19 protein-coding genes are annotated in these 19,856 nt (G+C 61.6%); 14 read left to right on the plus strand and 5 right to left on the minus strand.

The features are described from left to right. Positions 1 to 65: 65 nt before the first annotated feature. Entirely contained in the window at positions 66 to 278 is a 213-nt protein-coding gene (gene fumD, locus ABLU87_RS01810; protein ID WP_004851729.1) for a fumarate hydratase FumD, read from the plus strand. A 26-nt stretch (positions 279 to 304) separates the two neighbouring features. Here the strand turns inward: fumD and ABLU87_RS01815 are convergent, their stop codons facing one another. After that, positions 305 to 943, minus strand: coding sequence for a TetR/AcrR family transcriptional regulator (locus ABLU87_RS01815; protein ID WP_014229708.1), 639 nt, complete (start codon positions 941 to 943; stop codon positions 305 to 307). Positions 944 to 1,069: 126 nt separating this feature from the next. On the opposite strand from ABLU87_RS01815, the gene ABLU87_RS01820 reads away from it, so the two are divergent. The 4 genes from ABLU87_RS01820 to ABLU87_RS01835 all read left to right on the plus strand — a co-directional run bounded on the left by ABLU87_RS01820 (position 1,070) and on the right by ABLU87_RS01835 (position 5,990). Then, positions 1,070 to 2,923, plus strand: coding sequence for a sugar phosphate isomerase/epimerase and 4-hydroxyphenylpyruvate domain-containing protein (locus tag ABLU87_RS01820; protein ID WP_064375351.1), 1,854 nt, complete (start codon positions 1,070 to 1,072; stop codon positions 2,921 to 2,923). 79 nt (positions 2,924 to 3,002) lie between these two features. Beyond that, positions 3,003 to 4,322 carry an MFS transporter gene (locus tag ABLU87_RS01825; RefSeq protein WP_004851724.1) on the plus strand — a complete coding sequence of 440 codons (1,320 nt, stop codon included), beginning with the start codon at positions 3,003 to 3,005 and terminating at the stop codon, positions 4,320 to 4,322. Between the two features lie 31 nt (positions 4,323 to 4,353). Beyond that, a complete protein-coding gene (locus ABLU87_RS01830) occupies positions 4,354 to 5,190 on the plus strand; it encodes a shikimate dehydrogenase (protein ID WP_077254493.1) in 837 nt (278 codons plus the stop codon). Between the two features lie 59 nt (positions 5,191 to 5,249). Continuing rightward, on the plus strand, positions 5,250 to 5,990 hold the full coding sequence (locus tag ABLU87_RS01835) for a substrate-binding domain-containing protein (RefSeq protein WP_348870657.1): 741 nt from the start codon (positions 5,250 to 5,252) through the stop codon (positions 5,988 to 5,990). Here ABLU87_RS01835 and ABLU87_RS01840 read toward each other — a convergent pair. From ABLU87_RS01840 to ABLU87_RS01855, 4 genes are all read right to left on the minus strand, one after another. Continuing rightward, complete coding sequence (locus ABLU87_RS01840) at positions 5,974 to 6,723, minus strand: ABC transporter ATP-binding protein (RefSeq protein WP_122117129.1); 750 nt, start codon at positions 6,721 to 6,723, stop codon at positions 5,974 to 5,976. The two genes, ABLU87_RS01835 and ABLU87_RS01840, sit on opposite strands and share 17 nt — an antisense overlap. Next, entirely contained in the window at positions 6,723 to 7,727 is a 1,005-nt protein-coding gene (locus tag ABLU87_RS01845; RefSeq protein WP_122117128.1) for an iron ABC transporter permease, read from the minus strand. The genes ABLU87_RS01840 and ABLU87_RS01845 overlap by 1 nt, the downstream gene beginning before the upstream one ends. After that, on the minus strand, positions 7,720 to 8,778 hold the full coding sequence (locus tag ABLU87_RS01850) for an ABC transporter substrate-binding protein (protein WP_064392501.1): 1,059 nt from the start codon (positions 8,776 to 8,778) through the stop codon (positions 7,720 to 7,722). Before ABLU87_RS01850 ends, ABLU87_RS01845 begins: the two co-directional genes overlap by 8 nt. Positions 8,779 to 8,875: 97 nt before the next feature. Continuing rightward, positions 8,876 to 9,682: a DNA-binding transcriptional regulator gene (locus ABLU87_RS01855; RefSeq protein WP_122117127.1), complete on the minus strand. Its 807-nt coding sequence runs from the start codon at positions 9,680 to 9,682 to the stop codon at positions 8,876 to 8,878. 190 nt (positions 9,683 to 9,872) lie between these two features. Here ABLU87_RS01855 and ABLU87_RS01860 point away from each other — a divergent pair, with 190 nt between their 5' ends. From ABLU87_RS01860 to ABLU87_RS01900, 9 genes are all read left to right on the plus strand, one after another. Continuing rightward, on the plus strand, positions 9,873 to 11,537 hold the full coding sequence (locus ABLU87_RS01860) for a bifunctional 3-(3-hydroxy-phenyl)propionate/3-hydroxycinnamic acid hydroxylase (protein ID WP_102803443.1): 1,665 nt from the start codon (positions 9,873 to 9,875) through the stop codon (positions 11,535 to 11,537). Position 11,538: 1 nt separating this feature from the next. Further along, positions 11,539 to 12,483 carry a 2,3-dihydroxyphenylpropionate/2,3-dihydroxicinnamic acid 1,2-dioxygenase gene (gene mhpB, locus ABLU87_RS01865; protein WP_004851708.1) on the plus strand — a complete coding sequence of 315 codons (945 nt, stop codon included), beginning with the start codon at positions 11,539 to 11,541 and terminating at the stop codon, positions 12,481 to 12,483. 17 nt (positions 12,484 to 12,500) lie between these two features. Further along, positions 12,501 to 13,367 (plus strand): 2-hydroxy-6-oxonona-2,4-dienedioate hydrolase, encoded by an 867-nt coding sequence (gene mhpC, locus ABLU87_RS01870; RefSeq protein ID WP_122117126.1) that lies wholly within the window; start codon positions 12,501 to 12,503, stop codon positions 13,365 to 13,367. Between the two features lie 9 nt (positions 13,368 to 13,376). Beyond that, a complete protein-coding gene (gene mhpD / locus ABLU87_RS01875; protein WP_004851704.1) occupies positions 13,377 to 14,183 on the plus strand; it encodes a 2-keto-4-pentenoate hydratase in 807 nt (268 codons plus the stop codon). Further along, positions 14,176 to 15,126, plus strand: a complete 951-nt coding sequence (gene mhpF, locus ABLU87_RS01880) for an acetaldehyde dehydrogenase (RefSeq protein WP_025108198.1) — start codon at positions 14,176 to 14,178, stop codon at positions 15,124 to 15,126. The genes mhpD and mhpF overlap by 8 nt, the downstream gene beginning before the upstream one ends. Continuing rightward, a complete protein-coding gene (mhpE, locus tag ABLU87_RS01885; protein WP_004851699.1) occupies positions 15,123 to 16,139 on the plus strand; it encodes a 4-hydroxy-2-oxovalerate aldolase in 1,017 nt (338 codons plus the stop codon). Before mhpF ends, mhpE begins: the two co-directional genes overlap by 4 nt. A 74-nt stretch (positions 16,140 to 16,213) precedes the next feature. Next, a complete protein-coding gene (mhpT, locus tag ABLU87_RS01890) occupies positions 16,214 to 17,410 on the plus strand; it encodes a 3-(3-hydroxy-phenyl)propionate transporter MhpT (RefSeq protein ID WP_025108197.1) in 1,197 nt (398 codons plus the stop codon). Positions 17,411 to 17,551: 141 nt separating this feature from the next. After that, positions 17,552 to 18,289 (plus strand): polyphenol oxidase family protein, encoded by a 738-nt coding sequence (locus ABLU87_RS01895; protein WP_014229693.1) that lies wholly within the window; start codon positions 17,552 to 17,554, stop codon positions 18,287 to 18,289. A gap of 80 nt (positions 18,290 to 18,369) precedes the next feature. After that, a complete protein-coding gene (locus ABLU87_RS01900) occupies positions 18,370 to 19,773 on the plus strand; it encodes a DUF1996 domain-containing protein (RefSeq protein WP_122117967.1) in 1,404 nt (467 codons plus the stop codon). Positions 19,774 to 19,856: the final 83 nt, after the last annotated feature.

A 19,856-nucleotide genomic window follows, 5' to 3' on the forward strand; every position in this document is an offset into this window, starting at 1 on the left:
TGATTTACTCAGGAAATATATCAATAATGATTTGATTGATAATGAAAAATTGAGAGTGAAATAGAATGGGAAACACAGCCAAAGATGAGGCGCTGTATCAGGAAATGTGCCGCGTAGTGGGCAAAGTCGTGCTGGAGATGCGCGACCTGGGTCAGGAACCAAAGCATATCGTTATCGCCGGCGTGGTGCGTACCGCCCTGGCGAACCCGAAAATCAAACGTTCCGCGCTGACGCAGGAAGCGATGGAGAAGGTGGTCCATGCGCTTTCCGGAAACTAGCCGCCGCCGGGCGCTTCCCGCGCGCTTCAGGAAATCACAAAGCGAATAACCGCCTTGACGGCAATATCGCAGTGGTGGGCGACCATCGCTTCATCATCAATAGCCGGCATCGGATCGTCCAGGTAGAGGCTGCTGAACGTATAAAAGTTTGATACCTGGTAGAAGCTAAAGCTGCTGATCAATCGATGTACATCGCGCGCTTCCAGCCCTGCCTGAAACACCCCTTGCTGCTGCCCGCGCTGAAGAATATCTTCCAGGATCGACAGGGCGGTGCGGTTCAGCGGTTTCAGTTGACCTGAACTTTTCAGCCATTTCCCGCGCTGCATGTTTTCCATACAGATCACCCGCATATAGTCAGCGTGCGTGGCGTGATAGCGCACGCTCCACTTCACCAGCTGCACCAGCGCCTCTACCGGCGGTACGTTTTCCAGCCCGAGCTGCTGCTCGGTTTCGCGGATCCTCGCGTAGACGTGCTGCAGCACGGCCTGATAAAGCAGCTCTTTGGTCTTGAAGTAGTAGACCACCATGCGTTTGGTAGTCTGCGCTTCGGTGGCGATTTGCTCCATCCGCGCGCCCGACAGTCCATGCTCGGCGAAAACGGTAATGGCGGCGGCGAAGATCCGCTCTTTCAGAGACTGCGCTTCATCATGAGCAACGACGGACATAACGGCTCCTTTTCTTGAGATGCAAAAAATACACATATTGATCACAATTTTGCAACCAATCATGGCGCATTTGAACCAAATGATACATATTCAGGTCACTAAGTCAGCTAATGACCCGAGGACTCTATGTTGCGTTCCATCGCCACCGTCTCGATCTCCGGTACCTTACCCGAAAAGCTCCATGCCATCGCAGCGGCGGGCTATCAGGGCGTCGAAATCTTCGAAAACGATCTGCTCTATTATACCGGTACGCCGGCCGATATCCGCCACCTGGCGGCAGATTTAGGGCTAAAAATCACGCTTTTTCAACCATTTCGTGATTTTGAAGGCGCCAGCCGCGCCCAGTTCGCCGCCAACATGGAACGCGCCAGGCGCAAATTTGCGCTTATGCACGAGCTGGGCTGCGACACCCTGCTGCTGTGCAGCAACGTTCAGCCGGACTGTTCCGCCGACGTCGAGCTGCAGGTCGCCGACTTACGCGCCCTTGCTGCGCTGGCGGAGCAGGAACGCATCACGATTGGCTACGAGGCGCTGGCCTGGGGCACCCACGTCAACCGCTGGCATCAGGCGTGGGCGCGGGTCAAAAGCGTCGATAGCCCGGCGCTGGGCATCGTGCTCGACAGTTTCCACGTGCTGGCGCGCGGCGATACGCTGGCGCAGCTGGCGGACGTGCCGCTGGAAAAAATCACCTTTGTACAGATGGCCGACGCGCCGCTGATGAAAATGGATATTCTCGAATGGAGCCGCCACTTCCGCTGTTTTCCCGGCCAGGGGCAGCTGCCGCTGGTGGAGTTTGCCTGCGATCTTACCCGCCGCGGCTACTGCGGCCCCTGGTCGCTGGAGATCTTTAACGACAGCTTCCGCGCATCGCCCAACGGCGCGACGGCGAAAGATGGCTATCGCTCGCTGCTGTGGCTGGAAGAGCAGGTCCGTCAGCGGCTGCCGGAAAGCCGGGCGCCGCTGTTTTCCTCCGCTGAACTGCCCCTCTACGCCGGGCTGGAGTTTATCGAGTTTGCCGCCACGCCGGCGCAGGCGGGCGAACTCGGACACAGGCTGACGCAGCTCGGCTTTGCCGAAGAGGGGACGCATCGCTCAAAACGCGTCGCCCTCTGGCGCAACGGCGGGGCGAGGGTGGTGGTTAACGCCCAGCCGCATAGCTGGGCCGATCATTTTCACCAGCGCCACGGGGTTTCCCTCTGCGCCATGGCGCTGCGCGTCAGCCAGAGCGCGGCGATCGTGGAACGCGCCCGCGCCTTAGGCTACGCCACCTGGCAGGGCGATGCCGGGCCGAACGAAAGCCCCATCCCGGCGGTTTGCGCCCCGGACGGCAGCCTTATTTATCTGATTGAGATGGGGGACGATATCTACACCCGCGATTTTCATCTGCGCACGGACGTCACGCCGCGCGACGATTATCGGGGTATCGATCACCTGGCACTCGGCATGGAAGCGGACAGCCGCGATAACTGGATCATCTTTTTCCGCACCGTATTCGGCTTTACGCTCGAACATGAGCAGACCCTGCCCGATCCTTACGGGCTGGTGCGTAGCCTGGCGGTGCGCAGTCCGCAGGGCGACATTCGTCTCGCGCTCAATATTTCGCAAAGCCGCGCCACGCAAATTGCCCGTTCGGTAGCCTGTTATCAGGGAGCAGGTTTACAGCACGCGGCGTTTGCCTGCCACGATTTACCCTCCACGCTCGCCAGCCTGGCTCCGGTTGCGGTCAACGCGCTGCCGATCCCGGCGAACTACTATGAAGATCTGTTGGCCCGTTTTGGCGAGGATGTTCAGGTCAACCTGCTGAAGAATCATCAAATTCTTTACGATCGTGACGGAAGCGGCGGTGAATTCCTGCACCTATATACCCGCCCGTTTTCTGCCGGACGCTTTTTCTTTGAACTGACCGAGCGGCGCAACGGTTACGCACTTTATGGTGCTGTAAATGCAGCTGTACGCTTGTCAGCAATGCAGTACACCTAGTAATGTAGCAAATGGTTCACAACCCAACGTCGCAAACACAATAACAACATCCGGCTGTACCCTATGACAGGAAACGACTATGAACTCTTATAGCCATAATCACACGACGGCGGCCGCCGCGTCCGGCGCGCGGCCTTCCCGGCGGCGTATCGGTATCCTTGCGCTGCTGGCGGTCGGCACCATGATCAACTATCTCGACCGCACGGTACTGGGGATTGCCGCGCCGCAGCTGACCGCAGAGCTGGGTATTGATGCCGCGATGATGGGCATCGTATTCTCCGCCTTTGCCTGGACCTACGCGCTGGCGCAGATCCCCGGCGGCATCTTTCTTGACCGCTTCGGTAATAAAGTCACCTATTTTCTGGCGCTGACCCTGTGGTCGCTATTCACCATGTTCCACGGCCTGGCGGTCGGCCTGAAAACCCTGCTGCTGTGCCGTTTTGGCCTCGGCGTCAGCGAAGCCCCCTGTTTCCCGGTGAACAGCCGGGTGGTGAGCGCCTGGTTCCCGCAGCAGGAGCGCGCCAAGGCGACGGCGGTCTATACCGTCGGCGAATATCTCGGGCTGGCCTGTTTTGCGCCGCTGCTGTTCTGGATAATGGGCAGCTTTGGCTGGCGCGCGCTGTTTATTAGCGTCGGCGCCGCCGGCGTGATGTTCGCGCTGGTGTGGTGGCGCTGCTATCGCGAGCCGCATGAGGATAAACACCTCAATCAGCTGGAGCGCGAGCACATCGTCAACGGCGGCGGAATGTCCACCGGCGCAGAGCAGCATACCGCCTTTAGCTGGCCGCTGATCCGCCAGCTGCTGGCGAAACGGCAGATTCTCGGCGCCAGCATCGGGCAGTTTGCCGGTAATACGGTGCTGGTCTTCTTCCTGACCTGGTTTCCAACCTATCTGGCCACCGAGCGCCATATGCCGTGGATTAAGGTCGGCTTCTTCGCCATCATGCCGTTTCTGGCGGCGGCGGGCGGCGTGATGTTCGGCGGCTGGGTCTCCGATAAGCTGCTGAAGGCCACCGGCTCGGCGAACCTCGGGCGTAAGCTACCGATCATTGCCGGTCTGCTGATGGCGAGCACCATTATCTCCGCCAACTGGCTGACCAGCGATCTGGCGGTAATTCTGGTGATGTCGTTCGCCTTTTTTGGTCAGGGGATGGTCGGGCTGGGCTGGACGTTGATCTCCGACATCGCGCCGAAAGGCCTTGGCGGTCTGACCGGCGGCCTGTTTAACTTCTGCGCTAACCTCGCCGGGATCCTGACGCCGCTGATTATCGGTTTCATTGTTGCCGCCTCCGGCAACTTCTTTTACGCGCTGATTTATATCGGCGGCGCAGCGCTGCTGGGCGTGGCGGCTTATGTCTTTATCCTGGGCGATGTCAAGCGTATCGAACTTTCGCAGTAACGTGATGCAGTCGTTGTTAAAGGAGCAGGGAATGGTGATTAGTGGAAATACGCGGCTGATAGCGCATCTTGGCTATCCGACCGCGAAGTTTAAAGCGCCGATGATTTACAACCCGTGGTTGGTTCATCAGCAGGTTGACGCCAAAGTGGTGCCGATGGGCGTCAAGCCTGAGGATTACGCCGCCTTTGTGCCGATGCTGTTTAAGATGACCAATATTATTGGCGCGCTGGTCACCATGCCGCACAAAATCGCCACCTGCGGGCTGGTGCAGCATCTTAGCCCAACGGCGGCGATAGCGGGCGCCTGTAACGCGATCCGTCCCGAAGCCGACGGCACGCTGAGCGGCGATATGTTTGATGGCGAAGGCTTTGTCCTCGGTATCACGCGTAAAGGTTTCCAGACGCGAGGGGCGCGGGCGCTGGTGGTGGGCAGCGGCGGCGTCGGCTCGGCCATTGCCGCATCGCTGGCGGCGGCGGGCGTCAGCGCCCTGACGCTGTACGATATCTGTTCGCAGACGGCGGAAGCGCTGGCCGGGCGTCTGCTTGAGCACTATCCTCGGCTGGACATTACGCTGATGCAGCGCGATCCGCAGGGGCACGATCTGGTGGTTAACGCCACGCCGCTGGGGATGAAAGAGGGCGATCCGCTGCCGCTGGACCCGCAGCGCCTGACGCCGGGCACCTTTGTCGGTGAAGTGGTTATGGCCCAGGAGTTCACTCCGCTACTGCAGGCGGCGCAGGCGGCGGGCTGCCCCATTCAGCGCGGCACCGACATGCTGTTTGAAATGATCCCGGCCTATCTGCGGTTCTTTAACCTGCCGGTGGCAACGCCGGAACAGCTGCGCGAACTGGCGGAAATTCGCTACTGAAATGACCTGAACCTGCGTTATTATAGCGCTGTATTTATGACTATATAGCGATGGTTCTTATGACTCCCTCCCTAACGCTGCTGGCGGCGGGAAGCCTGAAAAGCGCTTTCATTCCGCTGCTGGCGCGCTTTCAGCAACAGACCGGCATCCCGGTCGAGGTCCATTTTGGTCCGGCAGGGCTGCTGCGCGAGCGCATTGAGGGCGGAGAGCCGTGCTCGGTGTTCGCCTCGGCCAATAGCCAACATCCGCAGGCGCTGCGTCAGGCCGGGCTGGCCGGGGCGTGCTATCTGTTCGCCCGGAATCAGCTGATGCTGACCGCCCGCCGCGGCGCAACAACCGAGACGCGGGAGTGGCTGGCGCTGCTCAGCGACCCGGACTTACGCCTGGCAACCTCAACGCCGGGCTGCGACCCTTCAGGCGACTACACCTGGCAGCTTTTCTCCCACATTGAAGAGCGCTGTCCCGGCGTCGGTGCCGCCATCATGGCGCGCGCGCGGCCGCGGGTAGGCGGCCGCGCCTCGCTGCCGGTGCCGGCGGGAGAAATCGCCGGGGCGTGGCTGATCCGTGAAAACTTAACCGACCTGTTTATCGGCTATGCTCACTATGCCGCGAAGATGGCGGCGTGCAGCGATCTGCGCACGCAGCTTATTCCGCCGGCGTGGAATGTTCGCTGCGACTACCTGCTGGCGCAGATTGAACAGAGCGCCGGGGCGCAGCGGCTGTGCCGCTTTATCCTCGGCGCGGAGGGGCAGCGCTTACTGAAAGACGCCGGTTTTTTGCCTATCAACGACGAATCGTAAACTGCGGAGCCAGCAGCGGCAGCGCCGACCCGGGGGGATGGACTTTGCGTACCGCTAAACCATACGCGCGCTGAAGATTCGCTTCCGTCAGCACGGCGGCTGATTCTCCCGCCAGCCATTCACCGTCGGGCAGCAGCAGCAAGGTCTGGTTCGCCACCTGCAGGGCGTGGGTCGGATCGTGCGTGGTAAACAGCACCGTCCGCTTCTGGCGATGGGCCAGGTCGCTGATGAGCTGCAGCACCAGCTGCTGGTTGGCCAGATCCAGCGCCGAGCAGGGTTCATCCAGCAGGATATTCTGGCTGGCGCCCACCAGCGCCCTGGCGATAAGCACCAGCTGCTGCTGGCCGCCGGACAGCGCGCAAAACGCCTTGTCGGCCAGCACCGCGATCCCCAGCTGCGCCAGCGCCTTCTGCACCTCACGTTCGTCTTCCGCTGTTGGCTGAGCGAACAGATTAACGTGGCGCGCCCGTCCCATCAGCACCACGTCGCGCACCTGCCAGCCAAAAGCCGGGCGAAAATGCTGCGGCACGATGGCGAGACCGCCCGCGCAGGTAAACCCACCGCCGAGCGGCGTCAGTACCCCGGTCAGGGTATCGAGCAGAGTGCTTTTGCCGCGGCCGTTAGCGCCGAGCACCGCCCAGATATCGCCGGAACGGCACTGCAGGTTCAGCGGGGCGAACAGCGGTCGGCTATGGCCGTAGAGCAGGTTGCTTAACTGTAGGGAAAGGGTCATCAGCGCACGCCTGTGCGTCGCGACTGCACCAGCAGCCAGGTGAACAGCGGCGCGCCAAGAAGCGCGGTGATGATTCCAATGGGGATTTCGGCCTGGATCAGCGTGCGGGCGAGGTCATCGACGACGATCATAAAACCGCCGCCGAGCCAGAAGGCGGTAGGGAGAAGACGCCGGTGGTCGGCGCCGGCCAGCAGCCGCGCCAGATGCGGGATCACCAGCCCGACCCACGCGATGCTGCCGCTGACCGCCACCTGAGCGGCGACCAGCACCGCGCAGCACACCAGTACCCCGCGACGCAGCCCGGTCACCGCAACCCCGAGACCGCGGGCATCTTTCTCCTCCAGCGCCAGCAGGTTAATCCGCCAGCGGAGCTTAAACAGCACCATCGCGGCGCAGGCTACCGGTAGCGCCATCAGCAGGACTTTGTGCCAGCTGGCGGTGGCGAAGCTGCCGAGCAGCCAGAAAACAATATTCGGCAGCGTCTCTTCGCTATCGGCCAGGTACTGCATCAGGCTCACCAGGGCGGCAAAAAAGCCGCTGAGGATAATGCCTGAGAGGATCAGCACCAGGGTGCTTTCGCGCCCCTGCAGCGCGGCTATCAGATAGACCAGCATCAGCGCGGCAAGGCCGAAGAGAAAGGTCGAGGCCATCATCAGCGCGGCGTTCAGCCCCAGCAGAATCGCCAGCGTCCCGCCGAAGGCGGAGCCGGAGGTGACGCCGATGATATGCGGGTCCACCAGCGGATTCTGGAACACGCCCTGTAAGGTGGCCCCGCACAGCCCCAGCGCGCCGCCGGCCAGCAGCGCCATCACGATCCTCGGCAGCCGCACCGACCACACCACCTGGCCGGCGACGCCGTCGAGGGGAGAAAGATGCGCCAGCTGGCGAAAAACTTCCGCCAGGCTTAACGGATACTGCCCGAGGCAGAGTGAAGCGATTGCAATCACGATCGTCACCAGCCCGAGGGTACATTGCAGCAGGGCCGGATGACGATGACTACGCATCCGGCGTCCACTTCACGCGGTAGAAACGCTGATAGTACTCCCGCGCCTTCGCCTCGACATCGACGCTGTTGTAGCGTGAGGGGTAGAGTTTTTTCGCCATCCACAGCTCGCCGATCGCCAGCGCCTCCGGCATCGGGTAGCCCCAGGCCTTGGCGTATTCCGGCATCAGCCACACGCGGTGATTTTTGACCGCGTCAATGCTCTGCCACTGCGGGTCGTTTTGTATCTGTTTGACCACCTCCGGGTAGCGGTCCTGCACGAAAATCACCTGCGGATCCCACTGCAGCACCTGCTCCAGCGAGACCTGGCGCGCGCCCTTTACGCTGGCGGCGGCAACGTTCAGCGCCCCGGCGTGCTTCATCATCAGGCCGGTATATTTGCCCGAGCCGTAGGTGTTGAGGTCCGGATTGGCCATATATACCCGCACCCGCTCGTTTTGCGGAATATCGGCAACCGGCGCGTTAGCCAGCCTGCGCGCGCTGAAGGTGTATTGAATCAGCGCTTCGGCCTGAGCCTGACGCCCGACCACTTCGCCAATCAGGCGGATCCCCTGTTTCAGCCCCTCGTTATAGGCCTGCTCTTCATCGGCCATCGTCGGGTTCATTTTGTTTTTCTCACCCGCGGCATCCTGGCGCAGAGAGACCGCCACCGCCGGGATCCCGGCGCCCTGGATCTGCTGGATCATCGCCGGCGGCGCGTAGTTGGCAACGAACACCACCTGGGGATGCAGCGCCAGCAGGCTCTCGATATTGACCTGCGTCAGATCGCCCGGCATCGGTAGTGTCTCAATAGCCGGCATAAAGCGCGCAAACTGCGGGCCAAGCTGCTTTTTCCAGCTGCTCATGACGCCGACGACGTCGTCAGCGGCGTTAAGCTGCACCAGCAGGTTTAAGGTCTGATGCTGGAGCACCACGGCGCGGGTGACGTGGTCGGGGAGGGTGACTTCACGACCCAACTGGTCGGTGAGGGTGCGGTCGGCAAAGGCCTGACCGGTGAACAGGCTGGCGCTTAACAGCGCCATAGCAAAGAAAACGCGCGGATGTCTGGACATGATGGGCTCAGCGTCAAAGGAAGAATCGTTGTATATTAAAATATATAACGAAGCCGGGCGCAATGGCTGGCGGGCTATTTACCCCCTATGGACAAGGTTATTGGTAAAACACCTCTTCATCGGACATCCGTTCTTCTATGCGGGTAGCGACCTTCTGCAGCGGGGCGAGGTACTTTTGCGCCGCCTGGTCAATGGTCATGGCTTTAGCCATATAGACCAGGTTCAGGCAGCCGATAACCCGCTGCTGGCGGCGAATGGGGACGGCAATGGAAGCGATTTTCTCCTCCTGCTGCCAGCCGCGAAAGTTTTCGCCGTAGCCGTTTTGCCGGGTGCGTGCGAGGATGGCGGCCAGTTTTTCCGGCTCGCGCGCCAGCTGATACTCCGCTTCCTGTCGGGCAGCCAGCATCTCAACAATCGGGCTTCGTTCGTGTTCCGGCGCGAAGGCCAGCCAGGTTAATCCCGAAGCGGTCAGCAGCAGCGGCAGGCGGCGGCCGACCATCGCCCGGTGGAAGGAGAGGCGGCTGAAGCGGTGGGTGGTTTCGCGCACCACCATCGCATCGACGTCCAGGGTGGTGATGTCGGTCGGCCATAAAACCTCGCGCAGCAGTTCGCCAAGCAGCGGCGTGGCGAGGGCAGAAATCCAATGTTCGTCACGAAATCCCTCACTTAACTGACGCACTTTAATCGTCAGGCGAAAGCTGTCATCGGAGCGGCTGCGGCGCACGTAACCCTCGTCCTGTAGCGTTTCCAGCAGCCGCCTGACGGTCGTGCGATGCAGGCCGCTAAACTCGGCCAGGGTGCCGACCGTCGCGCCTCCGTCGAATTTATTTAACAAATTTAATAACAATAATCCGCGGCTCAATCCGCGCACCGTTTTGTAATCTGCCGAAGCGTTTTCGTTCATGCGTCCTCAATAAAAATCATTATAAACAATCATGTGCACCTGGTGCACATCCGGTAATGTTTTGATTGTAGCGCAAATTACCGACCCTATACTGACCTCACAATAAAAATAAATTCACATTTAATTAACAAATTGCCCTGCTGAAGGTTGTGCGGTGACGGCAATTTGTCCGAAGCGTGAGGTTTTGAAAATGACAACATCCAATCCTGATATCCAACCCGCGGTACAGCACAGCGCGCAGGTCGCTATTGCCGGCGCCGGTCCGGTTGGCCTGACCATCGCCAACTACCTCGGGCAGATGGGCGTCAGCGTCGTGCTGATTGAGAAGCTCGAGTCGCTGATCGATTATCCCCGCGCCATCGGTATCGACGATGAGGCGCTGCGGGCGATGCAGGCGGTGGGGCTGGTCGACAACGTGCTGCCGCATACTACGCCGTGGCACGCGATGCGCTTTCTCACCCCGAAAGGGCGCTGCTTTGCCGATATTCAGCCGATGACCGACGAGTTTGGCTGGTCGCGCCGCAATGCGTTTATTCAGCCGCAGGTGGACGCGGTGCTGTACGACGGCCTCAGCCGTTTCCCCCACGTGCGCTGCCTGTTTTCCCGCGAAGTAGAGGCCTTTAGCCAGAATAGTGACGGTGTCACCCTGAACGTCAAAGGCAGCGACGGCGAGCGGGAAACCGTGCGCGCCGACTGGCTGGTGGCCTGCGACGGCGGAGCCAGCTTCATTCGTCGCGCGCTGAATATTCCCTTCGAAGGCAAAACCGCGCCGAATCAATGGATTGTTATTGATATCGCCAACGATCCGCTGGCGACGCCGCACGTCTACCTGTGCTGCGACCCGGTGCGCCCGTACGTCTCCGCCGCGCTGCCGCACGGGGTACGGCGTTTCGAATTTATGGTCATGCCCGGAGAAACCGAAGCCCAGCTCAGCGAGCCGCGCAAGATGCGCCAGCTATTGAGCAAGGTGCTGCCGGACCCGGATAACGTCGAGCTGATTCGCCAGCGCGTCTACACCCACAACGCGCGCATCGCCGAACGCTTTCGCGTCGATCGCGTACTGCTGGCGGGCGACGCGGCGCACATCATGCCGGTGTGGCAGGGGCAGGGCTACAACAGCGGTATGCGCGACGCCTTTAACCTGGCCTGGAAGCTGGCGCTGGTGGTGAACGGCAAAGCCGGAGAGGCGCTGCTGGACAGCTACCAGCAGGAGCGGCGCGATCACGCCAAAGCGATGATCGACCTGTCGGTCACCGCCGGCAACGTCCTGGCGCCGCCGAAACGCTGGCACGGCGCGGTGCGCGACGGCGTTTCGTGGCTGCTCAACTATCTGCCGCCGGTTAAACGCTACTTCCTTGAAATGCGTTTCAAGCCGATGCCGCAGTATCGCGACGGCGCGCTGCTGGCGGAAGGCGAAAGCAAAACGTCCCCGGTCGGCAAAATGTTTATCCAGCCGAAGGTGACGCTGGAAAACGGGCAGGTGACGCTGCTCGATGAGGTGATTGGCGCCAGATTCGCCATTATCGCCTGGGGCTGTAATCCGCAGTGGGGGCTCAACGATGAGCAAATTGCCCGCTGGCGCGCGGTCGGGGTGCGCTTTATCCAGGTGGTGCCGGAGGTGCAGATTCATTGCGATCAGGACAACGTGCCCGGCGTTATCCGCGTCGGCGATACGCAAAACCGCCTGAAAAGCTGGTTCGCGCAGCACGATACCGCAATTGCCGTGGTGCGTCCGGACCGCTTCGTCGCCACCGTGGCCATCCCGCAAACCCTGAGCAAAAAGCTCGATGCGCTGGCGAGCAAGATGCAGCTGGCTTCCGCGCAGGCGGCAACAACGATTGAACAGGTGGCCTGATATGAACGCATATCTTCATTGCCTCTCCCATACCCCGCTGGTGGGCTACGTTGACCCGGAACAGGCGGTGCTGGACGAAGTGAACGGCACCATCGCCGACGCGCGGGCGCGCATTGCCGCCTTCGACCCGGAGCTGGTGGTGCTGTTTGCTCCCGATCACTACAACGGCTTTTTCTACGATGTGATGCCGCCGTTCTGTTTAGGCATCGGGGCGACCGCTATCGGCGACTTCAGCAGCGCCAGCGGCGTTCTGCCGGTGCCGACGGCGCTGGCGGAGGCCTGCGCCCACGCGGTGATGAAAGAGGGCATCGATCTGGCGGTCTCCTACTGCATGCAGGTGGATCACGGCTTTGCGCAACCGCTGGAGTTCCTGCTCGGCGGGCTGGATACCCTGCCGGTTCTGCCGGTGTTTATCAACGGCGTGGCGTCGCCGCTGCCGGGCTTTCAGCGCACCCGCATGCTGGGCGAAGCCATTGGCCGCTTCCTGACCACCCTCAATAAACGGGTATTAATCCTTGGCTCCGGCGGCCTGTCGCATCAGCCGCCGGTACCGGAGCTGGCGAAGGCCGATGCCCATATGCGCGACCGGCTGCTGGGCAGCGGCAGGCAGCTGCCGCCGGACGAGCGTGAACTGCGCCAGCAGCGGGTCATTAGCGCGGCGAAGCAGTTTATCGAGGACCAGAACTCGCTCTATCCGCTCAACCCCGTCTGGGATACCCGCTTTATGAGCCTTCTGGAGCAGGGGCGGCTGGCGGAGCTGGATGCCGTCAGTAACGAAGAGCTGTCGGCAATGGCCGGGAAATCGACGCACGAAATTAAAACCTGGGTGGCCGCCTTTGCCGCGCTATCCGCATTTGGCCGCTGGCGCTGCGAAGGCCGCTATTACCGACCAATCCCCGAGTGGATTGCCGGATTTGGCTCGCTGAGCGCCGCCGCGCAGAACTGAATTAACGGGAGAATATGATGAGCTACCAACCGCAAACCGAAGCCGCCACCAGCCGTTTCCTCAACGTGGAAGAGGGCGGAGAAACATTACGCATCCATTTTAATGACTGCGGCGAGGGCGACGAAACCGTGGTCCTGCTGCACGGCTCTGGCCCCGGGGCTACCGGCTGGGCCAACTTTAGCCGCAATATCGACCCGCTGGTCGAGGCGGGCTACCGGGTCATTCTGCTGGACTGCCCCGGCTGGGGAAAAAGCGATTCTATCGTCAACCGCGGCTCCCGTTCCGACCTGAACGCCAGGGTGCTGAAAAGCGTGATTGACCAGCTGGATATCAGCAAAGTGCATCTGCTGGGCAATTCGATGGGCGGACACAGCGCGGTGGCCTTTACCCTCAGCTGGCCGGAGCGCGTCGGCAAACTGGTGCTGATGGGCGGCGGAACCGGCGGCATGAGCCTGTTTACGCCGATGCCGACGGAAGGCATCAAGCTGCTGAACGGCCTGTACCGTGAGCCGACCATCGAAAACCTGAAAAAGATGATGAACATCTTTGTCTTCGATACCCGCGATTTGACCGACGCGCTGTTTGAAGCGCGCCTCACTAATATGCTGTCGCGCCGGGAGCATCTGGATAATTTCGTCCAAAGCCTGGAAGCCAACCCGAAGCAGTTCCCGGATTTTAGCCCGCGTCTCGGCGAAATCCGCGCGCAGACCCTGATCGTCTGGGGGCGTAACGATCGCTTTGTCCCGATGGACGCCGGGCTGCGCCTGCTGGCGGGTATTAACGGTTCCGAACTGCATATCTATCGCGACTGCGGTCACTGGGCGCAGTGGGAGCACGCGGAGAGCTTTAACCAGCTGGTGCTCGATTTTCTGGCGCGTACCTGAGGAGTGCTGATGACAACCTTATCTCTTGAACAACTGGCGCAGCGTCTGCGTGAGGCGGAAAGCCGCGGCCAGGCGATTGAACCGCTGCGCGATGCGCTCGGCGTTGACAACGCGGAAGCGGCCTACGCCATCCAGCGGATGAACGTGCAGCACCACGTGGCGAACGGCCGCCGGGTGGCGGGACGCAAGGTGGGACTGACCCATCCTAAAGTGCAGCAGCAGCTGGGCGTTGACCAGCCGGACTTCGGCACCCTTTTTGCCGACATGTGCTACGGCGATAACGCCGACGTGCCGTTCTCCCGGGTGCTGCAGCCGAAAGTGGAGGCCGAAATCGCCCTGGTGCTGAAACGCGATCTGCCGCATGCCGATACCACCTTTGATGAACTGTACGCCGCCATCGACTGGGTGCTTCCCGCGCTGGAGGTGGTCGGCAGCCGTATTCGCGACTGGTCGATTGGCTTTGTCGATACGGTCGCCGATAACGCCTCCTGCGGCGTTTACGTGCTGGGTAGCCCGGCGCGGCGCCCGGATGGGCTGGATCTGAAAAACTGCGCGATGCGCATGACCCGTAACGAGGAAGAGGTCTCCAGCGGGCGCGGCAGCGAATGTCTTGGCCATCCGCTGAACGCGGCGGTGTGGCTGGCGCGCAAAATGGCCAGCCTCGGCGAGCCGCTGCGGGCGGGGGATATCGTGCTGACCGGGGCGTTAGGCCCGATGGTGGCGATTACCGCCGGCGATCGTTTTGCCGCCCATATCGACGGTTTAGGTTCAGTGGCGGCGACCTTTGTCGCCAAAGAGGAAGAGAGTGATGAGTAAACGTAAAGTCGCCATTATCGGCTCCGGCAATATCGGCACCGATTTAATGATCAAAATTCTGCGCCACGGGCAGCACCTGGAGATGGCGGTAATGGTCGGCATCGACCCTGAGTCCGACGGCCTGGCCCGCGCCCGGCGCATGGGCGTCGCCACCACGCACGAGGGCGTTGGCGGCCTGATGCAGATGGCGGAATTCGCCGATATCGATGTGGTTTTTGACGCCACCAGCGCCGGAGCGCACGTGAAAAACGACGCCGCGCTGCGGGAAGCCAGGCCGGGGATCCGGGTGATCGACCTGACCCCGGCGGCCATCGGCCCGTACTGCGTGCCGGTGGTCAATCTCGAGGCCAATCTGGCCGAAGGCAACGTCAATATGGTGACCTGCGGCGGCCAGGCCACCATCCCGATGGTGGCGGCAGTCTCTCGGGTGGCAAAAGTGCACTATGCGGAGATCGTCGCCTCAATTGCCAGCAAATCCGCCGGGCCGGGGACGCGCGCCAACATTGATGAATTTACCGAAACCACCTCGCAGGCCATTGAGAAAGTGGGCGGCGCGGCGAAAGGCAAAGCGATTATCGTGCTGAATCCGGCGGAGCCGCCGCTGATGATGCGCGACACCGTTTATGTCCTGAGCGAAGCGGCATCGCAGCAGGCGATTGCCGCGTCGATCGCCGAGATGGCGGCGGCGGTGCAGGCCTACGTGCCGGGATATCGCCTGAAGCAGCAGGTGCAGTTTGAGGTCATCCCGGAAGATAAACCGGTAAACCTGCCGGGCGTCGGCCGCTTCTCCGGCCTGAAAACGGCGGTTTATCTCGAGGTCGAAGGGGCGGCGCACTATCTGCCAGCCTACGCGGGTAACCTCGATATTATGACGTCGGCGGCGCTGGCGACGGCGGAAAAAATGGCCCAGGCGATGAACGACGCGGCGGGAGAAGCAGCATGAACGGCAAAAAACTCTATATCTCAGACGTGACCCTGCGCGACGGGATGCACGCGATTCGTCATCAATACTCGCTCGACAATGTGCGCCAGATTGCCCGGGCGCTGGATTGCGCGGGCGTCGATTCGATAGAGGTGGCCCACGGCGACGGTCTGCAGGGTTCCAGCTTTAACTACGGCTTCGGCGCGTACAGCGACCTGCAGTGGATTGAGGCGGCGGCGGAGTCGGTCAGCCAGGCGAAGATCGCCACTTTATTGCTACCCGGCATTGGCACTCTGCACGACCTGAAAAACGCGTATCAGGCCGGGGCGCGGGTGGTGCGCGTGGCGACCCACTGCACCGAGGCGGATGTTTCCGCGCAGCATATCGCCTTCGCCCGCGAGCTGGGCATGGACACCGTCGGCTTCCTGATGATGAGCCATATGACCTCCCCGGAACAGCTGGCGCAGCAGGCGCTGAAGATGGAATCCTACGGCGCCACCTGTATTTACGTGGTGGATTCCGGCGGGGCGATGAACATGAACGATATTCGCGATCGCTTCCGCGCCCTCAAGGCGGTGCTGAAGCCGGAAACCGCCACCGGGATGCACGCGCACCATAACCTCAGTCTCGGCGTGGCCAACTCCATCGCCGCGGTGGAAGAGGGCTGCGACCGTATCGATGCCAGCCTGGCGGGGATGGGGGCCGGGGCGGGCAACGCGCCGCTGGAGGTGTTTATCGCCGCCGCCGATAAGCTCGGCTGGAATCACGGTACCGATCTGTATGCTCTGATGAACGCCGCCGATGAGCTGGTGCGCCCGCTGCAGGATCGCCCGGTGCGGGTTGACCGCGAAACGCTGGCGCTGGGCTATGCCGGGGTTTACTCCAGCTTTCTGCGCCACAGCGAAGCGGCCGCCGGGCGCTACGGCCTGAGCGCGGTGGATATCCTCGTCGAGCTCGGCAAGCGGCGGATGGTGGGCGGTCAGGAGGATATGATCGTCGACGTCGCGCTGGATCTGCTTAACCGCAGCAAATAAAAGCAACGCGCGGCTGGCAACGTATCAGCCGCCATTCACCTGCTCCGCTTGTCCGGATATCGCAAAGGTACCCTATGACCCAAACAACGACTGCAAGCAATTCGCGCCTGATGTTAACCGTCGGGCTCTGTTTTATGGTGGCCCTGATGGAAGGGCTGGATCTGCAGGCGGCAGGCATCGCCGCCGTAGGCATGGCGCAGGCGTTCGCGCTGGATAAAATGCAGATGGGCTGGATTTTCAGCGCCGGGATCCTCGGCCTGCTGCCCGGCGCGCTGGTGGGCGGCATGCTGGCGGATCGCTATGGCCGCAAGCGAATTCTGCTGGGCTCGGTGCTGCTCTTTGGCCTGTTCTCAATCGCTACCGCGCTGGCGTGGAATTATCCCACGCTGCTGCTGGCCCGGCTGCTGACCGGCGTCGGCCTGGGCGCGGCGCTGCCGAATCTGATTGCCTTAACCTCCGAGGCCGCCGGCCCCCGCTTTCGCGGAAGGGCGGTCAGCCTGATGTACTGCGGCGTCCCCATCGGCGCGGCGCTGGCGGCGGCGCTGGGCTTTTTCGGCCTTGCCGCGGCCTGGCAAACGGTGTTCTGGATCGGCGGTATCGTTCCGCTGCTGCTGGTGCCGCTGCTGCTGCGCTGGCTGCCGGAATCGCCGGTGTTTCAGCGCAGCGCGCGGGGCGTGCCGCTGCGCACGCTCCTCGCGCCGGGCAACGCTACCGCCACGCTGCTGCTGTGGCTGTGCTATTTTTTCACGCTGCTGGTGGTCTATATGCTGATCAACTGGCTGCCGATGCTGTTAGTCGGCCAGGGGTTCAGCCCCAGCGAGGCGGCGGGGGTGATGTTTGTCCTGCAGTTCGGCGCCGCCTGCGGCACGCTGCTGCTGGGGGCGCTGATGGATAAGCTCAGCCCGCTGTGGATGTCGCTGCTGATCTATACCGGCATGCTGGCGTCGCTGCTGGCGCTGGGGACCGCGTCCTCGCTGACCGCAATGCTCTTCTCCGGCTTTGTCGCCGGACTGTTTGCCACCGGCGGCCAGAGCGTGCTTTACGCGCTGGCTCCGCTGTTCTATCGCACCGAAATCCGCGCCACCGGCGTAGGGACGGCGGTGGCGATTGGCCGTCTCGGCGCGATGAGCGGTCCGCTGCTGGCGGGCAAAATGCTGGCGCTGGGCACCGGCACCGTCGGGGTGATGGCCGCGTCCGCTCCCGGCATTCTGCTGGCGGGCGCGGCGGTGTTCTGGCTGATGAGCCGACAAAAGCGCACGGCGCTGGCCTGAGCATTTTCGCTGATTCCCGGGGGCGGCGCGGTAAAGCCGCGCCTTGCCCGGGCTACCGGACTGGTAGCCCGGGAATCCGCCTTGCGCATCTCTCTACTTTGGCATAGGTTAAATCATCATCCATTGATTCTTCCGAGCATCATGTCTTTTACATCCCGCTTACTGAGCGATATCCCCGGTATCCGCTACGCCTTTCTCGACGTTCATGAAACCGCCGCCTTTCCCTATAGCGAAATGGCGCCGGTTAAACTGGTTCACAGCAATATCGTACATGAGTATCGGGCGCCGCAGGCGGAGCGCCCCCACGCCGATGCGATGTTTACCGCCGTCAGCGGGCAAAAGATGGGCGTGGTGACCGCCGACTGTCTGCCGCTGCTGATGGCGTCGCGTGATGGGCGCTATGTCTGCAGCGTGCACGCAGGCTGGCGCGGCGCGGCCAGCGGGATTATCGAAAATAGCCTCGCGCTGTTTCAGCGTTATCACGTCGACCCGCAAGATCTGGTGGTGGTGAGCGGGCCGCATATTCACCCCTGCTGCTATGAAGTCACCGGCGACTTCTACCAGGCGCTGCTGGCGATGCCCGCCGGCGAGCTGGCAAAACGCCATCGGGAGCAGCTCTTCCTGTCCCATCAGGCGGCGTCGGAGGGGGAGCAGGCGAAAGCGACCGCGGGCGACAATGCGTGGTTCGATCTGCGGGCTTTTGCCCACCTCCTGCTGCGCAGCGCGGGCGTGCCGGAGGAAAACATGGAGTGGCTGGGGAGCTGCACTTACTGCACGCCGCAGCGGCTGGGGTCGTTTCGTCGGCGCACGCATTTCCCGGCGCCGAAGTCATTTCAGTACTCATGGATCATGCGCGAGCCTGATGGGGCGGGCCGATGAGACGAAATGATGTTTGATGATGTGTAACATCGGCGGGCGTTTGCTATCTCTGCACTCCTTCAAACAAGGAGGATTGCAAAATGAAATTGAACGCGTTCACTTTAACTCTCGCGCCGCTGCTGGTTGCCGGCGCGTTTTCCGCTCATGCCGGCCCGCAGGCCCACGTGGTCTGCGCTTATCACCATACGTTGGGCGATGACGCCATCATGATGTTCGGCAAACCGAATCAGGCCATGTGGCATGATTTTTTTGGTAATACCCATACCGATGCGGTTTCCACCTATCAGACGCTGCGCAACCAGCCGGAAACCACCTGCGATAACAAGGCCGACGGTTCCGCCTACTGGGTGCCGTCGATGAAGCTGCCGGATGGTCAGGTGGTGACGCCGGCGTATCAAAAAACCTACTATCAGACCACCAAAGTGGAACAGTATCCGCTGCACCCGTTCCCGGCGGGTCTCGAACTGCTGGCGGGCGATCACCACGGTTCGGCGCCCAGCTCGCGCATCACCTTTTTGTGCGCTAACGGCAAAGGCTACAGCAACCAGGCCGGCGAAGTCTGTGGGCTGCGTAAAGGTGGTGATGCGGTACAGTTTAATATCGGTATTCAGTTCCCCAACTGCTGGGATGGGGTCAACCTCAAACCGGCTCACGGACACAGTAACGCGGCATACGACGTCAACGGCGCCTGTCCGAGCGACTATCCGGTGAAAATCCCGACGGTGAATATGAATGTGGCCTACGTTCTGCCGCAGATTACATCCCTGGATACCGCGAAGATTCAGCTCTCCCTGGATCCGATCATGGACGGTGAGAAGCGCGAAGAGCGCTGGGGCAGTATCTATACGGCGCACGCGGATTTTATGAACGGCTGGACGGTGGAAGGGGCGCACTATATGACCGAGCGCTGCATGAACAAGGGAATCGACTGCGGCAGCGCGGTGCCGTATCGCTTCACGACGGTGAAGGAGAATGCGCTGGTGGACAGCACCGCGCCGACGGTTGCCCATCCCGCGCCGGAAAACCTGGTGGTCAGCGATAACTGGCAAAACGGCGGGCGCACGCACAATCCGGAAACCATGACGCTGGTGAAATTCCCTATCCCGCCGCTGCCGCAGGATCAGGACGCCTCGCTGTTTAAATATCAGCTGCGGATCTACGGCGGAAAAGTGGAAACCAACGGCGCGGATCAGATCTTTTTCTATCCGGCGAGCAACGACTGGAGCGCGAACAGCGTGACCTGGAATCATCGCCCGCCCTGCAACTACAGCTCGGAGGCGTCGCTGTACCTCAATTCCAAACGCGAATACCGGATGGTGGATGTCGATAAAGCGGTGCGCAAGGCGCTGGCGGAAGGCAAAACCGAGATCTCGTGGTATATCGGCGGCGACCGCCAGGGTAATCGCTACCATTTCGACCCGGCGGACTCACAGCAGGAGCCGATGCTGATGCTGATGGGCTTTAAAAATACGCCGGAGATCTGATTGCGGCCCTTCCCCGGGCGACGGGTTCGCAGACGGCGGTGGACCTGTAGCCCGGGCAGGCGCTTGCGCCGCCCCCGGGAGCA

This window comes from Klebsiella sp. CB_Kp196, assembly GCF_040061575.1.
Taxonomy (GTDB): Bacteria; Pseudomonadota; Gammaproteobacteria; order Enterobacterales; family Enterobacteriaceae; genus Klebsiella; species Klebsiella michiganensis.